Below are 19,894 nucleotides of genomic sequence, written 5' to 3'. Positions count from 1 at the left end.
ACAAAAAATGATAGACCTACCGCGCCGCAGGCTGCTGGCCGCCGCCGCCCTGGCCGCGGCCGTACCGGTCGCACGAGCCCAGGGCGGTTTTCCCGATCGCCCTCCCCGCCTGATCGTCGGTTTCGCGCCCGGTGGCGGCAGCGACTTCATCGCTCGCGCCCTGGCATCCGAGATCGCCGGCCCCCTGGGCCAGCCGTTCATCGTCGAGAATCGCCCTGGCGCCGGCGGCGCCATCGCGGCCCGCGCCGCGGCGTCGAGCCCCCCGAACGGCTACACCCTGTTCCTGGGCAGCGCGGCGACTTTCGTGATCAACCCCGTGTTGATGACCGACCTGCCCTACGACGCGGAAAAGGATTTCGTCCCGGTCGGATCGGTGGCGCGCTTCGACTACGTGCTGATGACACGCCCCGGCCTGCCCTACAAGACGCTGGCGGACCTGATTGCCCACGCGAAGCAAAAGCCGGGGGAATTGACCATAGGCTCCGCCGGCAACGGGTCGAATACGCATCTGGCCGCGGCGGCATTCCAGCAGGCCGCGGGCATCCAGCTGCGCCATATCCCCTACAAAGGCACGACGCCCGCCCTGACCGACCTGGCGGGCGGCAATATCGACCTGCTGTTCGATTCGGTGCCCACGGTGCTGAGCCTGGTGAAGGCCGGCAAGGTAAAGGGCCTGGCGACTACAGGCAGCGCGCGCGAAGCCTTGTTGCCCGAGCTGCCCACCGTGATCGAGGCCGGTGTGCCGGGCTTCACCGCAAGCAACTGGTTCGCGGTGTTCGCGCCGGCGCGAACACCGCCCGAACTGGTTGCCCGGCTCAATGCGGCGATGCAAAAGGCGTTGACCGGAGAGTCGCTGCGTGCGCAGCTGACGTCCACCGGCAACGTCCCGCTCCCGGGCAGCCCGGGGGATCTGCAGGCGCTGGTGAACCAGGAGCGGGCTTCCTATACGAAGCTGATCAAGGCCTCGGGCATCAAGATCGAATGATCGTGATCTTCGCCCGCGGCGAACCGGGGAGCCATGCGGCGCCGCGCGCCGGCGCCGGCCCCGTCCGGAACGCTATCGCGGGGCGACGTACTTGACGATTTCCTGCGATGCGCCGGTGGTCCAGGTGTCGATCAGCGTCTTCAGGCTGTCCAGGCGGACGCCGCCCTGCGCCTCGCGGGAATTGCCGATCTCCTTGCCGGTGCCGCCGCGCACCGCGGCGTAGAGAACCTCGTTCGTGACGCTGTCGGACACTTCGGTCTCTATGGCGATCTTCGCGTCCTGCGGACGCCCGCCTTCTATGGCGGCCTTGGCGCCCGTGATTACCAGGCTGATCGGAATGTACTGATACGGCGCGAGCGGCTGGGTCTCGCTGCCCACCGCCGTGATCGCCACACGGATGCGCGCGACGCCGGGCCCCGGCCGGTCCACCAGTCGGACCTGCTGGCCGATCTTCTGTCGCAACGACGTATCGGTATAGACGCGGATCTGGTCCAGCGTGTCCCGGGAAACGTTATCGGTGGGCTGCGGCTCGGGATAGTAGGTCACCCCCTCCAGGAATACGGCCTGGTAATTGGCCGGCTGGAATTTCGGATTCAGATAGGAAAGCCGCGTGCCGCCGCCCGGTGCGCGGGTCTCATGCATCCTGGAATATTCGTTGCCAAGGAAACCGGACTCCTTGGGCGGCGATGCCGCGCAACCCGCCAGAACGACCAGTACCGCGCCTATGCTGCCTGCCTTGAGTTTGTTCATCGCCGTTCCTCCCTTGGTGGACGGGCCATATTGAACCACTGAACACTCGGCTTGGGCGCATTCGCTGTCCGCATGGCAGCCCAGGGTTGCCCCCGGATGCCGTAGCCGGCCGGAAACGGCCAGGCCGAGGCCGGCGTCAAGGCGCCGTTTCGGCATCCGGCGTGGTCTTGCGAACGCCGCGGATATTGGTCGCCGCCAGGCCGAGTTGGAGCGCGATCAGCGCATAGGCATCGTCGTGCCAGCCCCAGGCGATCCACAGCACATTGCTTAACAGGAAGACCCAGAAGCCGGCATTGCGGCGATGCTTGCGTGATGATGCGACCAGCCAGGCGGCGGCCAGCGATGCCGCCATGGCGGGCCATTGCAGCAGATCGATAATTTCCAACTCCATGCCTGTTTTTCCCTCGATGATCCGGACGTGGAAGCCCGTGCCCGCATCCCCAGGCAAGCGGCGGGCCAGCGCAGGCCGGATGAGCCTGGAGGATGAGCCTGGAGCGAGAAACCGCGCCGGCCTGAGCGGCATGTCCGCTATCGCGGCGTATCCTGGCCCGCCGGCCGGTTACGATACGGTGCCGCGCGCCGCGGCCAATCCCGTGCTTGCGGATCCGACGCTACGTTTCATGGTTGAAGAACAGATGTCTACCCTGCTCCCGACGCGACCACGATGTTTCCAGGGCGTCATCTTCGACATGGACGGCCTGCTGCTGAATACGGAAACGCTGGCCGTGCGGGCGCTGGTGTCGGCCGGCGAGGAATTCGGGATCGACACGCCCCGCGATTTCTGCGAGTCGCTGATCGGCATGCCCGCCGACGATTGCCGGCGCCTGCTGCTGGACCGCTATGGGGCCGACGCGCCCGCGGACGCGCTCTTCGCCAGCGCGACGCGCCATCTGCACATCATGATCGACGCGGGCCTGCTGGAATTGCGGCCGGGCGCGGAGGCCCTGCTGCGGCATCTGGATCAGCGCGGCCTGCCGCGCGCCGTGGCCACGTCATCGTCGCGCGAAAAGACCATGCATCATCTGACGGCCGCCAGGGTCCTGGACCGCTTCGATGCGGTCGTCACGCGCGACGACGTGGCGCGCGGCAAGCCGCATCCCGATCTGTATCTGCGCGCGGCCGACACGCTGGGCCTCGCGCCCGCGCGCTGCCTGGCCCTGGAAGACTCCTACAACGGCGTGCGAGCCGCCCATGCGGCTGAAGTGGCTGTGGTCATGGTGCCCGACGTGCTGGCGCCCACGGATGAGATGCGTGCGTTGTGCATGCATATCCTGCCGGACCTGCGGCAGGTCATTCCGCTGCTGCGGCACCGGGGCGCGCGGGACAGCACCGGGCCGCGCTGAAACGCACGGCGGAGCACCGCCAAACGCGAGAAACGCCGCGGCACAGGGAAGCGCCAACGCGGGCATGTCCCATGCTGCGCTTTTTGCTCACGCAACATCCAGGAGCAAACGATGACGCATCCCCAAAACGTGAACACCGACGACACGACCGCCCAGGCGGACGACCTGTCGCGCGAGAACCAGCGCAGCCATGGCGACGGCCAGCACCGTACCAAGAAAGACGGCCACGCTGATCAGCTCGGCACGGGCCAGGACCAGACCAGCAGCCGGCAACACGGTCCTGGAGCGCGCCGCCCGGGGCAGGAAAACATCATCCGGCCCTGAACCCGTTCGTTCGGCTGCTGCTCTTGCATTCCGCAGTGCTCTTGCATTCCGCAGGCGTGCAGGAGCGGCCGAACGAGCGGCTCAACCACAGGCCGGCTTGCCCCAGGACCAAGGGCAAGATGCTGAATCCCAGAACGATGGTCCACATGCCGGCGCCCAAAGGCGCGAGATGCAGCAGCGCGGCGACGGCCGGCACATAGGGCGGCACCGCCAGCAGCACGGTGCACAGCGCCAAGGCACCCCACAGCCAGGCATTGCGGGTTACCTCATTGACCAACAGCCGGGACCGCGCCGCCCGCATGTTGAACGCATGCCACAGCTGCGCGAACGCCAGCGTCAGGAAGCTGACGGTGACCGACCGCGCCGCGTCCAGCCCCATCGCCTGCCCGACGGCCATCGCGCCGAACACGCAGCCTGTCAGAGCCGCCGCATACAGCACGATAACGGTCCATTGGCGACGCCCGAGTATCGGCTCCTTCGGACTGCGCGGAGGACGTCGCAGGATGCCCGGCTCGCCCTCGCCCATCGCCAGCGCGAAAGCGGGAAATACGTCGGTGACGAGATTCAGGTAAAGGATTTGCAAAGGCAGCAAAGGCAGCGGCAAGGCCCACAGCACGGCGAATCCGACCGCCATGACCTCGCTGAGATTGCACGACAGCAGGTAGACGATGAAGCGGCGTATGTTGCCGAAGATCACACGGCCTTCGCGTATCGCCCTGACGATGCTGGGGAAGGCATCATCGAGCAGTACCATGTCCGCCGCCTCGCGCGCGACGTCGGTGCCCCGCAAGCCCATCGCCACGCCGATGTCGGCCTGCCGCAGGGCCGGAGCGTCATTGACGCCGTCGCCGGTCATGGCGACGATCTGGCCGGAGGCCTGATAGGCCTTGACCAGCAGCAGTTTTTCCTCCGGACTCACGCGGGCGTAGATCTCGATGTCGCTCAGCGCGGGATGGCCGGTGGCGATCGTCCGTGCCACGTCCCTGCCTTCGACGACAACGGCATGCTCCCCTACCATGCCTATCGCCTGCCCTATGCTGCGCGCGGTCACCGCGTGGTCCCCTGTCACCATCACCACGCGTATGCCGGCTTGCCGGCAATCGCGGATCGCCGGCGGCACATCGGCGCGCGCGGGATCCTCCAGCGCGATAAGGCCGAGCAGCGATAGCGCCGCATAGGGATCGCGATCCTGCGTCGTATCGACCTTCGTCGCGCATGCCAGCACCCGCAGCCCCTGCCCCGCGAGGCGATCGGCGCGGGCCAGCCATTCGGCCCGCGCCCGATTATCCATGCGCAGCGTAACGTCGCCGTCCATGACCTGTGCGCAGGCCGCCAGCACAGCCTCGGGCGCGCCCTTTATCGCGTACACAAAGCCGCCGTCCGTCGCATGCACGGTCGCCATCATCTTCTTCGATGAGTCGAACGCATGCTTCATCGCCAGCGGGCGTCCCTGCAGCAGCGCCGCGCGATTCATGCCGGCCCGCAGCCCGGCGCGCAGCAGCGCGACTTCCATCGGATCGCCGCTGGCGCGGTCCCCGCCGTCCAGGCTGGCGTCGTTGCACAGGACGGCGATCCGCAGCAGCGCGCCGGCCCGCGGGTCCCGGATCCACGCGGCGGCCTGCTCGACCGCGGCCGCGCCGGCGGCGTCCGAGTCCAAGGCGATGTCCGACGCCGCCGTGCACAGGCGGCGCACCGTCATCCGGTTCTCGGTCAGGGTGCCGGTCTTGTCGGTCAGGATGATCGTGGTCGCGCCCAGGGTCTCGACCGCCGACAGGCGTTCGATCAGTGCATGCCGGCGCGCCATGCGCCACATGCCGCGCGCAAGCGCCAGCGTCGCCACGATGGGCAGGCCTTCCGGGATGGCGGCAACGGCCAGGGCGATGGCTGCCTCCACCATCAGCAAAGGATCGCCGCCCCGCGCCAGACCGATTGCCGCGATCATGGCCGCGACGGCCAGGGTTGCCCAGCCCAGTTGCGCCGACAGCCGCGCCAGATGGCGTTCCAGCGGCGATATGCCCGGGTCCGCGTCAAGCACCAGGCGGGTAACCCGGCCCAGCTCCGTGGCCAGGCCGGTGGCGACAACGACGCCGCTGCCGCTGCCGCGCGTCACACCGGTGCCCTTGTACAGCATGGATGCACGCTCGCCCAGGCGCGCCTCGGCATTGACCGGGTGGGACTGCTTTTCGACGGCGACCGATTCGCCGGTCAAGGTCGATTCATCCGCGGCCAGGCCGGTCGCCTCGATCAAGCGCAGGTCCGCCGGTATCGCGTCGCCCGCGTCGAAGAGGACGATGTCGCCGGGCACGAGATCCTGCGCCGGAATGACGCGGATACGGCCATCCCGGCGTACGCGCGCCGTGCGCGCGCCCAGGGAACGCAAGGCGTGTATCGAGCGCGCCGCCTTCAGCTCCGTCAGGAAGCCGATGAGGGCGTTGATGACCAGGACGGCGGCTATGACGCTGCCTTCCTCCGTTTCGCCGAAATAGAAGGCCAGGCTGGCGGCGCCGGCCAGGATGTACACGACCGCGCCCTTGAACTGATGCACCAGCAGGCGCATGGGACTGGCGTCGCGCCTGGCGGCCACCGTATTCGGTCCATACCGCTCCCGGCGCGGCGCGACTTCGCTCTCGGCCAGTCCGGTAGCGCCCGACACGCGCAGGCTGGCCAGAAGCTCATCGGCTCGCGCGGCGTGGGCGTAAGCATTGACGTTGCGCGGCGCATCCATCGGTTCGGCCGTTCAGTACCCGCCCAGCCCGCCGTTGGTCGCGCTACCGCCGGTGCGCGACGCGCCTTCCTGCGCCATGGTCTCTCCTTGCATGGGTGTCGATACCGGACGACCTTCGTCCGCGTCGGTTCCAGGCTAGGCCCTCGTGGCTGCGAAGGTGTTGCGCTATATCAATCGCCGCCGTACACGCACGGCTGGCATCCGACCCGGATTAGAGCCGTTGGAGGGTGGCAGTGCGGGCGGCAATAACGCTATGCTCGCGCGACGATCCGGATAGTGTCGCGCGTTGCATCCCGCAAGGCGGTACGGGCACGTTTGTCGGGAGCCACGCTCGCACCTCCAACGACGGAGGCTGCCCATGGAATCCATATTGACGGTATCGCTGCGGCCCAGCCTGGACGCCATACCCGGGATAGCGCTGACTTTGATCGTGTGCCTGGTCGTGCTGTACCGATTCGGCGCGGTCGTCCTGGCCGGCGGGCTGGCGGCGGGAATGCTGGCGCTCCTTGCCTGCGCGTCCTGTCCGGCGGCAACGATATACGCGGCCCAGGATGCGGCACGGCTGCATGGGGCGGCACGGCTCGCGGTATACGCGGGGCTCGCCTTCCTGCTGGCGATGTCGATGCCGCGTGCCGAACGCCCCCGTCCTTCCGCTGCCCGCCACGGCGCGGGCGGCAAAGCACTATCGCTCGTGGCGGGCGCACTGGTCGGATGGGTCGTCCTCACCGAGGGCGTCCGCGGCTATCTGCACTGGAACGACACGACCGTGCTGCATGGCGCGCGCGCTGCCGGCATCGCCGTCGTCGGCAGTGCGATTGCCATCGCGCTGGCATCTTTGGTGCTGGTGAACACCGGTGTATTGGAGGCAGATGCGGGCCGTTCGGCACGACGCTGCAAATGCGCGGCAGCGATCGCCGGCGTGCTGGCTTGCTATTCGGCAATCTCGCTGTTCGTGCCGGCACCGGAGGCCGCGCGTCATGCGCCGGCCGCGCGGCACACCGCCCTCGCCGCGGCTTGCCTATGTGAGGGCGCGAGCGTCGCGGCCGCTCGATGCATGAACAGGCCGCCATTGGCGGCCAGATTGGTGCCGGTAATGTAGGCGGCGTCTTCCGATACCAGGAAGTTCACCAGGGCGGCGATCTCCTCGGGCTGCCCCAGTCTGCCCACCGGTATGAGTGGCAGTATCCGGGTATCGAGCACTTCCTTGGGCATGCTGGTGACCATGCGCGTGGCCAGGTATCCCGGGGACACCGTATTGACGGTGACGCCGTGGCGCGCCATTTCCTGCGCGAGCGACATGGTGAAGCCGTGCATGCCGGCCTTGGCGGCGGCATAGTTGGCCTGGCCGAACTGGCCGCGCTGGCCGTTGATCGACGCGATGTTCACGATGCGCCCCCACTCGGCCCGCACCATCCCGTCCAGCACCGGCTGGGTCATGTTGAAGACCGAGGTCAGTCCCAGCCTAAGCCGCGGTTCGCGGCAAGGTATTGCGCTATGTCAATCCGTTCGCCCGCGCGCGGACCTACGATGGGCCTATCTCCCCTACCTGCGAGGTGGCGCGATGGGAAGGCAGTTATCAAGCACGAACGGCGCCGTCATCGCCGGCGCGGCGACCGCGGCCCTCGTACCGGCGAAGGTCGCGACGAAGGGCGCATCCGCCCCGGCCCAATGTCCGGCGCCGCCGGAGCCGCCATGGCGCGGCCTGGACCGGCTGGGCCATGCGGCGATGGCGCGCGCTGTCGGCGGCGTGTCGCCGCTGGGCATCTGCCTGGATTGGCTGGACTGGGCCATGCACCTGGCCATGGCCCCCGGCAAACAACTATCGATCGCCCTGGCGTCCTTGCAGTCGCCGGAGGAAGCCGCCCGCCAGTTCGAACGCTATCACCATCGTCCCGATCCGCGTTTTCGCCATCCCGACTGGAAGACCTGGCCTTTTTCGCAATGGCAGTCGGCATTCCAGCGGCTCGAAGGCAGCTGGGACGCGGCCACGCACGGCGTCAGCGGCGCGACGCCGCATGACCAGCAGGCGGTCAATTTCATCGGCCGCCAGGTACTCGACATGTTCTCGCCCAGCAACTTCTGGTTCGCCAATCCCGAGGTACTGGAGGCCATCGGCGATACGGGCGGATTGAATCTGCTGAAAGGCGCCAGGCGCTGGTGGATGGATGCCTGCGCCATGGCGGCGGGACACGCGCCGGGCGCCTCGGCCGAAAACATGGAAGTATTCCGCGTCGGCAAGGACATCGCGGCGACGCCCGGCACGGTCATCTACCGCAATGACATGCTGGAACTGATCCGCTACGCGCCGGCCACGAGCGAGACCTGGCGCGAGCCCGTGCTTATCATCCCCTCCTGGCTGCTCAAGTACTACATCCTGGACCTGTCGCCCCACAATTCGCTGATCCGCTACCTGGTGCAGCACGGCCATACCGTCTACGCGATATCGTGGAAGAACCCCGGCGAAGAAGCCCGTGAATGGGGCATGGATGAGTACGTCCATGACGGCCTGCTGGCCGCCCTGCAGGAGGCGGCGCAGGACAGCGGCGGACGGCGGATCCATGGCGTCGGCTATTGCCTGGGTGGCACGCTGCTCGCCATCACGGCGGCGGCGTTGGCGCGGCGGCATGAGCGGCGTCCGCTCCTGCGCAGCATTACGCTGCTGGCCGCCCAGACGGACTTCGCCGAGCCCGGCGAACTCGGACTGTTCATCAGCCACAGCGGCCTCACTTTCCTGGACGCATTGATGTGGCAGCAGGGTTACCTGGACGGCAGGCAGCTGGCCGGCGTGTTCCAGCTGCTGAACTCGCGCGACCTCATCTGGTCGCGGCTGGTGCGCGATTACCTGCTGGGCCGCGAGCTGCGTCTGACCGACCTGATGGCCTGGAACGCCGACATCACGCGCCTGCCCTACCGCATGCATAGCGAAACGCTGAACCGCCTATACCTGAACAACGATCTGGCGGCGGGACGCCTGTGCGTGCGCGGGCAGCCCGTGGCGCTGGCGGACATCCGCATACCGATGTATGCCGTCGCCACGGAGCGCGACCATATTTCCCCCTGGGAGTCCGTCTACAAGCTGCACCTTCTGTATCACCGCGACCTTACGTTCGTGCTGTGCTCCGGTGGACACAACGTGGGCATTGTCAGCGAACCCGGGCTGCCGAACCGCGATTTCCGCTGGGGGCTGCGGCATCAGGGCGCGGCTTATGTCGGTCCCGCGGACTGGGCCGAACAGGCGGAAAGAGTCGAAGGATCGTGGTGGCCGCACTGGGAGGCCTGGCTGGTGCGCCATTCCGCGCCGAAGGGGCCGGCCCCCGCCTATCCACCGGAAGGCGCAATCTGCGACGCCCCCGGCGAGTACGTGCATGGCCGCTAGCACGCCGCCGGCCGCGGCGCCGGATGTTGCTTGATGCAGGTCAACGACAACCGGTGGCGGGCAACCGACACTGCGGGAAGGTCGAGAGGAGATCGCAAATGAACACCGATTCGTACGACGTCAACCGTATGGCGTGCCTCATCGTTCATTACGTGCTTGGCTTCGGCGCCGATACCGGCGACGTGCTGAGCGCGCTGCGGCTTGCGGAAACCATGCTGCGCGACGCCGCCGACGAAGAAAGGCGCCGAGCGCAGGACCCCGGCCATCCCATGATCGCGGCCGGCTGAGCCGCGAATATCCGCCCATCGCTTACGCGGCGCCCGCCGCCAAGGAGACTCCATGAGTTGCATACTCGTTCCCATCGACGGCTCGGACAATGCGCTGCGCGCGCTGAATTATGTCGTCCGGCACATAAAGATGTACGAGCCGCTTACGCTGCATCTGCTCAACGTCCAGATCCCGGTCATTTCCGGTTCCGTCCGCCTGTTCGTAGACCAGGACACGATACGCCGCTACCACCAGGAAGAAGGCGAATCCATGCTGGCGAAGGCCAAGGCCTTGCTGGATGAAGCACACGTGCCTTATGAGGCCCATATCAAAGTAGGCCACATTGCCGAGACCATCGCGGCGGCCGCCGAACAGCACAAATGCGACCAGATCGTCATGGGCTCGCGCGGCCTGGGCACGACCGCCGGGCTGTGGCTGGGCTCGGTGACCACCAAAACGCTGCATCTGGCGCAGGTGCCCGTCACCATCGTCAAATAGCTGTCGCCATGGGAGGCACGCGTATGGAAGCGATGGTCCTGCGATCGCCCGGCGCACCCCTGGTGCGCGAATCGCGTCCGCTGCCGCAACCCGGCGCCGGCCAGGTGCGCATCCGCATAGAGGCCTGCGGCGTTTGCCGCACCGACCTGCATGTCGTCGACGGCGAGCTGCCCCATCCCAATCTGCCCATCGTGCCCGGCCACGAGATCGTCGGCATCGTCGACGCGCTGGGCGCCGGCGTGACCGCCCCCGCGCCAGGCACGCGCGTGGGCGTCGCCTGGCTTGCGCATACCTGCGGGCATTGTCCCTATTGCGGCCAGGGCCAGGAAAACCTGTGCGACACGCCGCTGTTCACCGGCTACACCGTCGACGGCGGCTTCGCCACCCATACCCTGGCCGACGCGAACTTCGTGTTTCCCTTCCCGGCCAATCTGGATCCGGTGGCTGCCGCGCCGCTGATGTGCGCCGGATTGATAGGCTGGCGCTCGCTCAGGGCAGCAGGTAATGCGCAACACATCGGCCTGTATGGCTTCGGCGCGGCGGCCCATATCCTGGCGCAGGTGTGCCGGCGCCAGGGCCGGACTGTCTATGCATTCACGCGTCCGGGAGACGATGCCGCGCAAGCGCTGGCCCTGGCGCTGGGGGCGGCCTGGGCCGGCGGGTCCGATCAGCGGCCTCCGCGCGAGCTCGACGCGGCGATCCTGTTCGCGCCGGTGGGCGCGCTGGTACCCGCGGCGCTGGCCGCCGTGCGCAAGGGCGGCCGCGTGGTCTGCGGCGGTATCCATATGAGCGATATTCCTTCCTTTCCCTATCGCCTGCTGTGGGAAGAAAGGCAGATCGTGTCGGTCGCCAACCTGACCCGCCAGGACGGCGAGGAGTTCCTGCGGGTCGCCGGCGCGGCGTCGATAAAGATGCATACGACGACTTACGCCCTGGCCGACGCCAACCGTGCCCTGGCCGATCTGCGCGAGGGCCGGCTGGTGGGCGCGGCGGTACTGGTGCCGCCGGCGACCTGATGTCAATCCGCGGCGAGCGCGCCGCGCGAGGCCTTATCCGGATATAGCAACACGGGGCGATCGGAGATGCGGATAAATGCCTCCGCCACGCTGCCCAACAGCACCCGCCTCACGCCGCGCCGGCCATGTGTGCCCAGCACCACCAGGTCCGCGTTGATGTCGCGCGCGGCCTGCAGCAGGCGTTCGGCGACGGTGTCGTCGACTTCGCTGCCGTCGATCAAATGCGATTCCACGACCACGCCGGTCTTGGCGACGGCGGCGGTCACATCATCCAGGACCTTGCGGGCATCCGCTTCGACGGCGTCCGACACTGCCGACGGATCATAGACCAGCGAGGTGTAGTAGGCGGTCGGATACTCGGCGACGCAGATGGCGTACAGCGTGGCGCGTTCCGATGCCGCCAGACGGGCCGCGTGTTCGACGGCGGCGCGCGCGATCTTGCTGCCGTCCACGGCAACCATGATTTTCCGGTACATAAGGGGCTCCTTGGATTTTCCTGTCGCGGTAGTCCTTATGCTGCGCGCTCAGCCCGTGGTTCACCGTGATCTGGGTCAAGGGTTTCCGGCGTGCGCCGCGCCGGGGCTTTCCGGCCCGGCGTCCTGCAAACGATGATGTGCCTTCAGCAGCGCCCAGATCTCGTCCACCACCGTGTGGCCGCCGGCGCGCGCCGCGCGGTACAGGGATACCGGGACATCGACCGTGGGCAGATCGGCGCTGGCGGCCACCAGCGCGCCGGTGGCCAGTTCGCGGGCGATCAGGCGCTCGGGCAGCCAGGCCATGCCCGTGCCGGCGAGCACCATTTCCTTGATGCCGGCGACGAAGCCGGATTCCTGCACGATGCGCACCTCGTACCGGTCCATCAGCGGCGGCAGGCAATGCTTGTACAGGATGGCGCCCATGAAGCTGGGCGCGGGATAGCCCAGTAGCCGCACCGCGCGTCCCGGGCGCGGCCGGTGCGCGGGCGTGCCCGCAGGCGTGGCGGCACTGACGGCGATCAGCCTGTCATGGCCCAGCGGCAGGCGCTCCGTGTGCGGCATGGAGGCCTGCAACGGCGTATCGGCTTCCAGGCACAGCAGCAGTTGCGCTTCGCCGGAGGAGAACCGGGCGATGCTGTCGGGGCGGTCCTCGGCATCCACGCCCAGCTCGACGGCCGGCGCTTCGCGCTGCACCAGCCGCAGCAGCGCGGGCAACCAGGTAATGGTCAGGGTGTGCTGCGCCGCCACGCGCACGCGCCGGACGCCTTGCTCCTCGGCCTGTATGCGGTTGCGCAGTTCCGTGGCCTGCATCAACAGGGCGCGGAACTCGTGGGTATAGCGCTCGCCCACCGGTGTCAGGCGCAGGCCGGGACTGGTGCGGTCGATCAACCGCACGCCCAGCCAGTCCTCCAGCATTTGTATGCGGCGGGAGAACGCCGGCTGGGTGATGTTGCGCATCGCCGCGGCGCGCGAGAACGTACCGGCGTGCAGCAACGCGAGGAAATCTTCGAGCCAGATCAGCTTCATGTGCGAGGGTCGGCCAGCTGCGCCGGACGGCAGCACGGCCGGCTGGCATGGAAAGCCGCACGGCGCGTCGGCCGGTGCGTGCCCTTATGCAAAAAAAACATGGGCGGCGGAAAATATAGCATTGGGCGCACGGCGCGGCTGTCCGGTACTCTCGCCCTTCGCCAATCTATTCCGGGATTCCAACCATGATGCATCTTGCCGCCTATCCCCGTGTACGCCTGGGCCATTTTCCGACGCCGCTGGAGCCGCTACCCAACCTGTCCCGTCACCTGGGCGGCCCCAACCTGTACATCAAGCGCGACGATTGCACCGGGCTGGCCACCGGCGGCAACAAGACCCGCAAGCTGGAATTCCTGGTGGCCGAAGCGCTGGCGCAAGGCGCGGACACGCTGATCACGCAGGGCGCGGTGCAATCCAATCATGCGCGCCAGACGGTGGCCGCGGCCGCCCGCTTCGGCCTGGACTGCAAGATCCTGCTGGAACAGCGCGTCAGCGACGGCGGCGAGGACTACGAGGAATCGGGCAATGTCATGCTGGACCGGCTGCTGGGCGGCGAAATCGCCGCGCGCCTGCCCGCCGGCACCAATATGCAGCACGCCATGGAAGAACTGGCGGCGCAGTTGCGCGAACGTGGCAAGAAGCCTTACGTCATTCCCGGCGGCGGATCGAACCCGGTCGGCGCGCTGGGCTATGTCGGTTGCGCCCAGGAACTGCTGACGCAGTCCTTCGAGATGGGCCTGCGCATCGACAGCGTCGTGCACGCCACCGGCAGCGCCGGCACGCAGGCCGGCCTGGTGGCCGGCCTGGCCGCCATGAACAGCGGCATCCCCGTCATGGGCATCAGCGTGCGCGCGGCGCGGGAACAGCAGATCGAGAACGTCTGGAAGCTGACCCAGGCAACGCGCGACTACATGGGCCTGCCCACCGATTCCGTGCGGCGCGAGGACGTGCTGGTGGACGCGGGGCATGTCGGCGCCGGCTACGGCGTGCCGACCGAAGGCATGATAGAAGCCGTGCGCCTGACCGCGGAACTTGAAGGCATCCTGCTGGATCCGGTGTACTCCGGCAAAGGCATGGCCGGCCTGATCGCGCAGATCCGCGCCGGCAAATACAGCGACGACCAGAACCTGGTCTTCGTCCATACGGGCGGGTCGGCGGCGCTGTTCGCCTATCGTTCCACGTTCGACGGCCGCAAGGGCTGAGCGATCGCGGCGGCGGTCCCGCTGTCGGCGGCGATCATTCCGCGCCGCGGCGCGCCGCCGGCTGGCGCCACGGCCCTGCCTGTCCGCGCCGGCTCGCCGCCGCTCAAGCGGGCAGCCCCTCGCCTTCCCGCTCCGGCGGCCGTACCAGGAGCACCGGGACGGGCGCGGTGCGTACCACCAGCTCGGCGTCGCTGCCCATCATCAGGCGGTTGATGCCGCGGCGGCCATGGGTGCCCATCACGATCACGTCGGCCTTCCAATCCCTGGCATGGTCGACGATGATTTCGGAAACGCGGCGGCCATCGCACTCCTCCAGATGGCAATCGCAGGCCACGCCGTGCTTTTCCAGGACATGCCGTGCATCCGCCAGGACGCGATGGCCGGCGCGCAGCATGGAAGGCAGCAGCTGGTGCACGTAGATTTCCGGCCGCTCGAAACCATTGGCGTACAGCAGCGTATCCAGGATGTGGATCAGCCGGATATGGCCATGGCTCAGCTGGGCCAGCTTGACGGCCTGCTCCAGGGCCCTGCCGCTGGTCTCGCTGCCGTCGACCGGTACGAGGATTTTCTTGTACATCGTCGCTTTCCTTATCGTCTGGCCTGGATTGCCCGTGCGCGCATCGCGGCTGGGAACACCGCCTCGGGTGACACTGTATCGGCCGCGCGTTCAGCGCGTGTTGACTTGCGTCAACAGACGCCATGGCGGCCTGCCCGGCGCCCGCCGCCCTCAGTGCGCGCCCGCCGGCGATCCCGCGGGATGCGTCGCTGGATATACTGCCGCCTACACCAATAACCTCAATAACCGGAGTCGCCGCGTGGACCGCCTGCACGCCATGAAGACCTTCGTCACCGTGGTCGAAAGCGGTGGCTTTACCGCGGCCGCGCGCAAGCTCGACGTCTCGCTGTCGGTGGTCAGCCGCGTCATTACCGAACTGGAAGCCCATCTGGGCGTGCGCCTGCTGACGCGCACCACCCGCGTGGTGCGGCCCACCGAAACCGGGGCGGCCTATCTGGACAACTGCAAGCGCATCCTGAGCGATATAGAAGAAGCCGAACTGTCGGCGGCGGGCGCCCATGCGGCGCCGCGCGGCAACCTGGTGGTGACCGCGCCGGTCCTGTTCGGCGCGCGGCACGTGACGCCCATCGTCGTCGAATACCTGCAGCGCTATCCCGAGGTGGACGTCAACTGCCTGCTGCTGGATCGGAACGTCAGCTTCATCGATGAAGGCGTGGACGTGGGCGTGCGCATCGGCGAGCTGCCGAGTTCTTCATTGCAAGCCATCCCGGTGGGACGCGTGCGGCGCGTGGTATGCGCCGCGCCGGCCTATCTGGCGCAGCACGGCGTGCCGCGCTCGCCCGACGATCTGCTGGCGCACACCCTGATCCAGACCACCGGCGTGAGCGCCTTGGCCGAGTGGCGCTTCATGGACCAGGACGAACTGAAGCCCCTGCGCTTCACGCCGCGCCTGGCCACGACGACCAATGATTCCGCCATCGCCGCGGCCGTGGCGGGCTTCGGCATGGCTCGCGTACTCTCCTACCAGGTGGCGGGCGAACTATGGGACGGCAAGCTGCGCGTGGTGCTGGCCGATTACGAGCCGCCGCCCATGCCCATCCATGTGATCCATCGCGAAGGCCGGCACGCGATGCAGAAGGTGCGCGCCTTCCTGGACCTGGCGATCGACCGGCTGCGCGCCGACAAGTCGCTGAACTGAGGCGCCGGCGCCGCTCGGCTGGCCGGCGGCCGCGGGCGGACCCGCGCGCCCGGCGCAGCCTGGTCTTGGCGCCGCTATTATTCCAGAATCAAGAAGAATCACTTCTCGGCGGGAGGGTTTTTCCCGAGGTGGAGCGTATCTATGATTCGTTTCAGCACGACATTACGTGCGAAACCCGCAACCATAGGACTGCCACCATGAAACTCTTCCACCATCCCCTGTCCGGCCATGCCCACCGCGCCCGCCTGTTCCTGTCCCTGATCGGCCAGCCGGCCGAACTCATCGAGGTGGACCTGGCCAACCGCGCCCACAAGCAGCCCGACTTCCTGAAGCTGAACCCCTTCGGCCAGGTGCCGGTCCTGATCGATGGCGACACTGTCATCGCCGACTCCAACGCCATCCTGGTCTACCTGGCCAAGAAAGCCGGCAAGACCGATTGGCTGCCGGAAGCGCCGGCGCAAGCCGCCGCCGTGCAACGCTGGCTGTCGGTGGCCGCCGGCGACATCGCCTTCGGCCCCGCCGCCGCACGCCTGGTGACGGTGTTCGCCGCCCCCCTGGATGCCGACGCCGCCATCGCCCGCGCCCACGTCGTGCTGAAGCGCATGGACGACGCCCTGGCCGACAGCCCGTGGATCGCCGCCGGTCATCCGACCATCGCCGACGTCGCGCTGTACAGCTACACCGCACGCGCGCCCGAAGGCTTCGTCGACCTGAAGGACTATGCCCACGTGCGCCGCTGGCTGGCCAGCATCGAAGCCCTGCCCGGTTTCGTGGAATTCCAGCGCACCCCTGTCGGCCTTGCCGCCTGAGCGGCCGGGCGCGACCACCACAGCCGATCCATCCATGCCCGGGCGGCCCGCCGCAGCCAGCGGCCGCGCACCGGACCTGTAAAGCGTCAGAATCGAGGAGTCATCATGTCGACACTACCGTGGCACGCCGGCGAGCTGGCCATGCAATCCCGCGTGGGCGTGCTGGCCCGGATGGACGACATCGGCCGTCGCTTCATACGCGACTACATGCCGGACCAGCACCGCGAATTCTTCGTACAGCTGCCTTTCGTGGTCCTGGGCGCGGTGGCGCCGGATGGCACCGTATGGGCGACCTTGCGGGCCAATCATCCGGGTTTCCTGGCGTCGCCGGATCCCAAGCGGCTGAACATCGACGTCGGGCGGGAAGCCGCCGATCCGGCCGATGCCGGCCTGGAAGATGGCAAGGGCATCGGCCTGCTGGGCATCGACCTGGCGACGCGCCGCCGCAATCGCATGAACGGCGTGCTGCGTCATGCCGGCGGCAGGCTGTCCCACATCGACGTGACCCACAGTTTCGGCAACTGTCCGCGCTACATCCAGCAGCGCGCGATCGTCTTTACCCGTGACCCGGCCGAGCAGACCACCATCGCGCCGCGGGTCATGGACGCGCTGGACGCCGACGCCCGCGCGCTGATCGCCAATGCGGACACCTTGTTTGTCGCCTCGTACGTGGACCTGCCCGAAGGGCGCCAGGTCGATGTCTCGCATCGCGGCGGCAAGCCGGGATTCGTGCGCCTGGACGACGACGGCGGCATGACGATTCCCGACTTCAACGGCAACCTGTTCTTCAACACCCTGGGCAACTTCATGGTCAATCCGGTCGCCGGTGTGACCTTCGCCGATTTCGAGACCGGTGAACTGCTGCAGATGACGGGCCGCGCCGAAGTCATCGTCGATTCGCCCGAGATCGCCGCCTTCCAGGGCGCGGAACGCCTGTGGCGCTTTTTCCCGCGGGTCATCGTGCGGCGCGCGCAGGCCCTGCCGCTGCGCTGGGCGCGCAAGGAGGACGGCGAGTCGCCCAGCTCCCTGCTGACGGGCGACTGGAATCAGGTTGCCGACCGCCTGCGCGCCGCCGCGTTGGCCAATAGCTGGCGGCCGTTCCGGGTGACGCGCATCGTCGAGGAAAGCAGCGCGGTGCGGTCCCTGCACCTGGAGCCGGCGGACGACGCCGGACCTCTCCCGCATCAAGCTGGCCAGTTCCTGCCGATCCGCGTTACGCCCCCTGGCGCCGAGAAGCCGCTGACGCGCACCTACACGCTGTCGGTGGCGCCTTCCGACGCCGGCTACCGGATCAGCGTGAAGCGCGACGGCGCGGCATCGCGGTATCTGCATGACCATGTGCGGGTGGGCGACATCATCGAGACACGCGCTCCCGCCGGGGCGTTCACGATAGACGCCGCGGAGAAAAGGCCGGTGGTGCTGCTGGCCGCGGGCATAGGCGTGACGCCGATGCTGGCGATGCTGCGACATATCGTTTATGAAGGCCAGCGCAAGCAGCGCATGCGGCCCACGTGGTTCTTCCACTCGGCCCGGTCGTTGGCGGAGCGGGCGTTCGCCGCCGAACTGGCCGCGCTGCAGGAAGACGGCCATGGCGCCGTGCACGTATTACGGCTGCTCAGCGATCCAACCGGTGCGCGGCTCGGCGACGATTATGACCAGTCCGGGCGCATCGACATCGATCTGCTGCGCGCGCGGCTGCCTTTCGACGATTACGACTTCTACCTGTGCGGCCCCGCCGCGTTCATGCAGTCGCTCTACGATGGACTGCGGGCGCTGAACGTGCCGGATGACCGCATCCACGCGGAGGCCTTCGGGACGTCGTCGCTGACCCGGCAGGGCAACCAGGCCGACGCGGCGCAGCCGGCGACTGCAGCCGCGCAGCCGGCGGCCACCCCGTCCGCGCCGCCGGCGACGGAATCCGTGCCGGTGATGTTCCTGCAATCCGCCAAGGAAGCGCGTTGGCAACCCGGCAGCGGCTCGCTGCTGGAACTGGCCGAAGCACGCGGACTGGAACCGGCCTTCGGTTGCCGTAGCGGCAGCTGCGGCAGCTGCCGCACGCGCATCGTGCAGGGCGCGGTCGCCTACGCCAAACAGCCGGAGTTCGATGTGCCGGATGGCGAGGCCCTGATCTGCTGTTCCGTGCCGGCAGCGGGCGGCAAGCCGCTGCAACTGGACCTTTGATCGCGGCGCCTGCGCCCAGGGCAATGCCAGCCGGCCGGATCGGCCGGGTCGGCGGAGCGGCCGGTCCCCGGGGCGGCGGATGGCCTTCGCCCTGCCCGCTTCGTCAGGCGGCGGATTTGCGCGCCGGCTGCCTGCCGGCCGCGCGCAGTATCAGGCCGGCGATGGTGTCGGGATGAGAGATCAGCGACAAATGGCTGGCCTTGACCTCGATGGTCGTGGCGCCCATGCGCTTGGCCATGAAACGCTCCAGGTCGGGATTGATGGTGCGATCCTCGGTGGAGACGGCGTAGAAGCTGGGCTTGGAACGCCAGGCCGCCTGCGTCGTCTTGCCGGTCAGCAAAGCCTTGCGGAACGGCTGCTGGACGGCGTAAAGCACCATGGCCTTCCTGCGCGGCAGGTCGCCGGCGAAATCCTTCAGGAAAGCTTCCTGGCCGAGGCGGCCTTCATCGCCATCGAAGACGATACCGGCGCTGGCGGGCGGCGTCGGATACTTGGCGGCAAGTTGCGCATAGTCCTCGTTGGCGTCCGGCGCGCGTGCCGCCACGTAGACCAGCGACGCCACATTGGGATGGACGCCGGTCTCGGTCACGAGCATGCCGGAAAAGGAATGGCCGACCAGCACGGTGGGGCCATCCTGCCTGTCCAGGACGCGGCGTACCGCGTCGACGGCCTCGGGAAACGTCGTCAGCGGATTCTGAACGGCCGTGGCGTTCATCCCGGCCGCCTGCAAACGGGCGATCACCTCGGTCCAGCAGGAACCGTCGGCGAACAGACCGTGCGCCAGCACGACGTTTTTGACGGTGCCGGAAGTCGCGGCGGGCATCGGGTTGGTGTGGGCTGGCGCAGCCTGCGCGGACATGCGCAGCCCGGGAAGGAGCGTGGTGGCCGCGGCGCCAGCCAGGGTCGCGGCGAAAGCGCGTCGGTTCATCGACATAATGTAGCCCTCGATTTGCAAAACCACGCCAGCATAGAGGCAACACCGCGGTCGACGTATCAATTTTCTGTTAGATATTTCCCGACACCGCCGGGCGCCGACGCAGGCCGCCCGCCCGGCGGGACCTTGTCGTGTCGACGTCGTTCAAAGCGCCTTGACCAGCTCCGGCACCACCGTGAACAGATCGCCGACCAGGCCATAGTCGGCCACGCCGAATATCGGCGCTTCGGCATCCTTGTTGATGGCGACGATGACCTTGGAGTCCTT

At 67.9% G+C, this 19,894-nt stretch carries 19 protein-coding genes and 2 pseudogenes; 12 read left to right on the top strand and 9 right to left on the bottom strand.

What is annotated here, in order from left to right; genetic code table 11:
* The first annotated feature begins 7 nt into the window (after window positions 1-7).
* Window positions 8-985 (top strand): Bug family tripartite tricarboxylate transporter substrate binding protein, encoded by a 978-nt coding sequence (locus ACNA0R_RS16300; protein WP_415827083.1) that lies wholly within the window; start codon window positions 8-10, stop codon window positions 983-985.
* 72 nt (window positions 986-1,057) lie between these two features.
* On the opposite strand, the gene ACNA0R_RS16295 is transcribed toward ACNA0R_RS16300, so the two are convergent.
* Window positions 1,058-1,735, bottom strand: a complete 678-nt coding sequence (locus ACNA0R_RS16295; RefSeq protein ID WP_415827082.1) for a DUF3313 domain-containing protein — start codon at window positions 1,733-1,735, stop codon at window positions 1,058-1,060.
* 136 nt (window positions 1,736-1,871) lie between these two features.
* A complete protein-coding gene (locus ACNA0R_RS16290) occupies window positions 1,872-2,126 on the bottom strand; it encodes a hypothetical protein (protein WP_415827081.1) in 255 nt (84 codons plus the stop codon).
* Window positions 2,127-2,370: 244 nt separating this feature from the next.
* Here ACNA0R_RS16290 and ACNA0R_RS16285 point away from each other — a divergent pair, with 244 nt between their 5' ends.
* Together ACNA0R_RS16285 and ACNA0R_RS16280 are read left to right on the top strand one after the other, a co-directional pair.
* A complete protein-coding gene (locus tag ACNA0R_RS16285; RefSeq protein ID WP_415827080.1) occupies window positions 2,371-3,078 on the top strand; it encodes an HAD family hydrolase in 708 nt (235 codons plus the stop codon).
* A 111-nt stretch (window positions 3,079-3,189) separates the two neighbouring features.
* Window positions 3,190-3,402, top strand: coding sequence for a hypothetical protein (locus ACNA0R_RS16280; RefSeq protein WP_415827079.1), 213 nt, complete (start codon window positions 3,190-3,192; stop codon window positions 3,400-3,402).
* Here the strand turns inward: ACNA0R_RS16280 and ACNA0R_RS16275 are convergent.
* The gene (locus tag ACNA0R_RS16275) at window positions 3,389-6,127 is read right to left on the bottom strand and encodes a cation-translocating P-type ATPase (protein WP_415827078.1); all 2,739 of its coding nucleotides are present in this window, start codon (window positions 6,125-6,127) and stop codon (window positions 3,389-3,391) included. The two genes, ACNA0R_RS16280 and ACNA0R_RS16275, sit on opposite strands and share 14 nt — an antisense overlap.
* Before the next feature lie 358 nt (window positions 6,128-6,485).
* On the opposite strand from ACNA0R_RS16275, the gene ACNA0R_RS16270 reads away from it, so the two are divergent.
* A complete protein-coding gene (locus ACNA0R_RS16270) occupies window positions 6,486-7,226 on the top strand; it encodes a hypothetical protein (RefSeq protein WP_415827077.1) in 741 nt (246 codons plus the stop codon).
* Here the strand turns inward: ACNA0R_RS16270 and ACNA0R_RS16265 are convergent.
* Window positions 7,178-7,594: pseudogene (locus ACNA0R_RS16265) on the bottom strand (SDR family oxidoreductase); the annotation flags it as partial. The gene ACNA0R_RS16270 and the pseudogene ACNA0R_RS16265 overlap by 49 nt on opposite strands.
* A gap of 94 nt (window positions 7,595-7,688) precedes the next feature.
* Here ACNA0R_RS16265 and ACNA0R_RS16260 point away from each other — a divergent pair.
* The 4 genes from ACNA0R_RS16260 to ACNA0R_RS16245 all read left to right on the top strand — a co-directional run bounded on the left by ACNA0R_RS16260 (window position 7,689) and on the right by ACNA0R_RS16245 (window position 11,284).
* Window positions 7,689-9,503 carry a PHA/PHB synthase family protein gene (locus ACNA0R_RS16260; protein WP_415827076.1) on the top strand — a complete coding sequence of 605 codons (1,815 nt, stop codon included), beginning with the start codon at window positions 7,689-7,691 and terminating at the stop codon, window positions 9,501-9,503.
* 98 nt (window positions 9,504-9,601) lie between these two features.
* Window positions 9,602-9,790 carry a hypothetical protein gene (locus ACNA0R_RS16255; RefSeq protein WP_415827075.1) on the top strand — a complete coding sequence of 63 codons (189 nt, stop codon included), beginning with the start codon at window positions 9,602-9,604 and terminating at the stop codon, window positions 9,788-9,790.
* 52 nt (window positions 9,791-9,842) lie between these two features.
* A complete protein-coding gene (locus ACNA0R_RS16250) occupies window positions 9,843-10,268 on the top strand; it encodes a universal stress protein (protein ID WP_415827074.1) in 426 nt (141 codons plus the stop codon).
* 23 nt (window positions 10,269-10,291) lie between these two features.
* Window positions 10,292-11,284, top strand: a complete 993-nt coding sequence (locus ACNA0R_RS16245) for a zinc-dependent alcohol dehydrogenase family protein (protein WP_415827073.1) — start codon at window positions 10,292-10,294, stop codon at window positions 11,282-11,284.
* A 2-nt stretch (window positions 11,285-11,286) separates the two neighbouring features.
* Here ACNA0R_RS16245 and ACNA0R_RS16240 read toward each other — a convergent pair whose 3' ends face one another.
* The gene (locus ACNA0R_RS16240; protein WP_415827072.1) at window positions 11,287-11,760 is read right to left on the bottom strand and encodes a universal stress protein; all 474 of its coding nucleotides are present in this window, start codon (window positions 11,758-11,760) and stop codon (window positions 11,287-11,289) included.
* Window positions 11,761-11,835: 75 nt separating this feature from the next.
* Window positions 11,836-12,786 (bottom strand): LysR family transcriptional regulator, encoded by a 951-nt coding sequence (locus ACNA0R_RS16235; protein WP_415827071.1) that lies wholly within the window; start codon window positions 12,784-12,786, stop codon window positions 11,836-11,838.
* Window positions 12,787-12,974: 188 nt separating this feature from the next.
* Between ACNA0R_RS16235 and cuyA the strand changes: the two genes are divergently transcribed.
* Entirely contained in the window at window positions 12,975-13,988 is a 1,014-nt protein-coding gene (gene cuyA, locus ACNA0R_RS16230; protein ID WP_462935917.1) for a D-cysteate sulfo-lyase, read from the top strand.
* A 103-nt stretch (window positions 13,989-14,091) separates the two neighbouring features.
* On the opposite strand, the gene ACNA0R_RS16225 is transcribed toward cuyA, so the two are convergent.
* Window positions 14,092-14,565 carry a universal stress protein gene (locus ACNA0R_RS16225; RefSeq protein ID WP_415827069.1) on the bottom strand — a complete coding sequence of 158 codons (474 nt, stop codon included), beginning with the start codon at window positions 14,563-14,565 and terminating at the stop codon, window positions 14,092-14,094.
* A 238-nt stretch (window positions 14,566-14,803) separates the two neighbouring features.
* Here ACNA0R_RS16225 and ACNA0R_RS16220 point away from each other — a divergent pair, with 238 nt between their 5' ends.
* From ACNA0R_RS16220 to ACNA0R_RS16210, 3 genes are all read left to right on the top strand, one after another.
* Window positions 14,804-15,703, top strand: coding sequence for a LysR family transcriptional regulator (locus tag ACNA0R_RS16220; protein WP_415827068.1), 900 nt, complete (start codon window positions 14,804-14,806; stop codon window positions 15,701-15,703).
* A 197-nt stretch (window positions 15,704-15,900) separates the two neighbouring features.
* Window positions 15,901-16,512: a glutathione S-transferase family protein gene (locus ACNA0R_RS16215; protein ID WP_415827067.1), complete on the top strand. Its 612-nt coding sequence runs from the start codon at window positions 15,901-15,903 to the stop codon at window positions 16,510-16,512.
* 105 nt (window positions 16,513-16,617) lie between these two features.
* Window positions 16,618-18,693, top strand: coding sequence for a 2Fe-2S iron-sulfur cluster-binding protein (locus tag ACNA0R_RS16210; protein WP_415827066.1), 2,076 nt, complete (start codon window positions 16,618-16,620; stop codon window positions 18,691-18,693).
* Window positions 18,694-18,796: 103 nt separating this feature from the next.
* Here ACNA0R_RS16210 and ACNA0R_RS16205 read toward each other — a convergent pair whose 3' ends face one another.
* Entirely contained in the window at window positions 18,797-19,627 is an 831-nt protein-coding gene (locus ACNA0R_RS16205; RefSeq protein WP_415827065.1) for an alpha/beta fold hydrolase, read from the bottom strand.
* Window positions 19,628-19,771: 144 nt separating this feature from the next.
* Window positions 19,772-19,894: pseudogene (locus tag ACNA0R_RS16200) on the bottom strand (electron transfer flavoprotein subunit alpha/FixB family protein); the annotation flags it as partial.

Origin of the sequence: Bordetella sputigena, from assembly GCF_965137885.1 — a bacterium.
GTDB classification, from domain to species: Bacteria; Pseudomonadota; Gammaproteobacteria; order Burkholderiales; family Burkholderiaceae_B; genus Bordetella_C; species Bordetella_C sputigena.
This window is presented reverse-complemented; position numbering and strand designations above follow the sequence as displayed.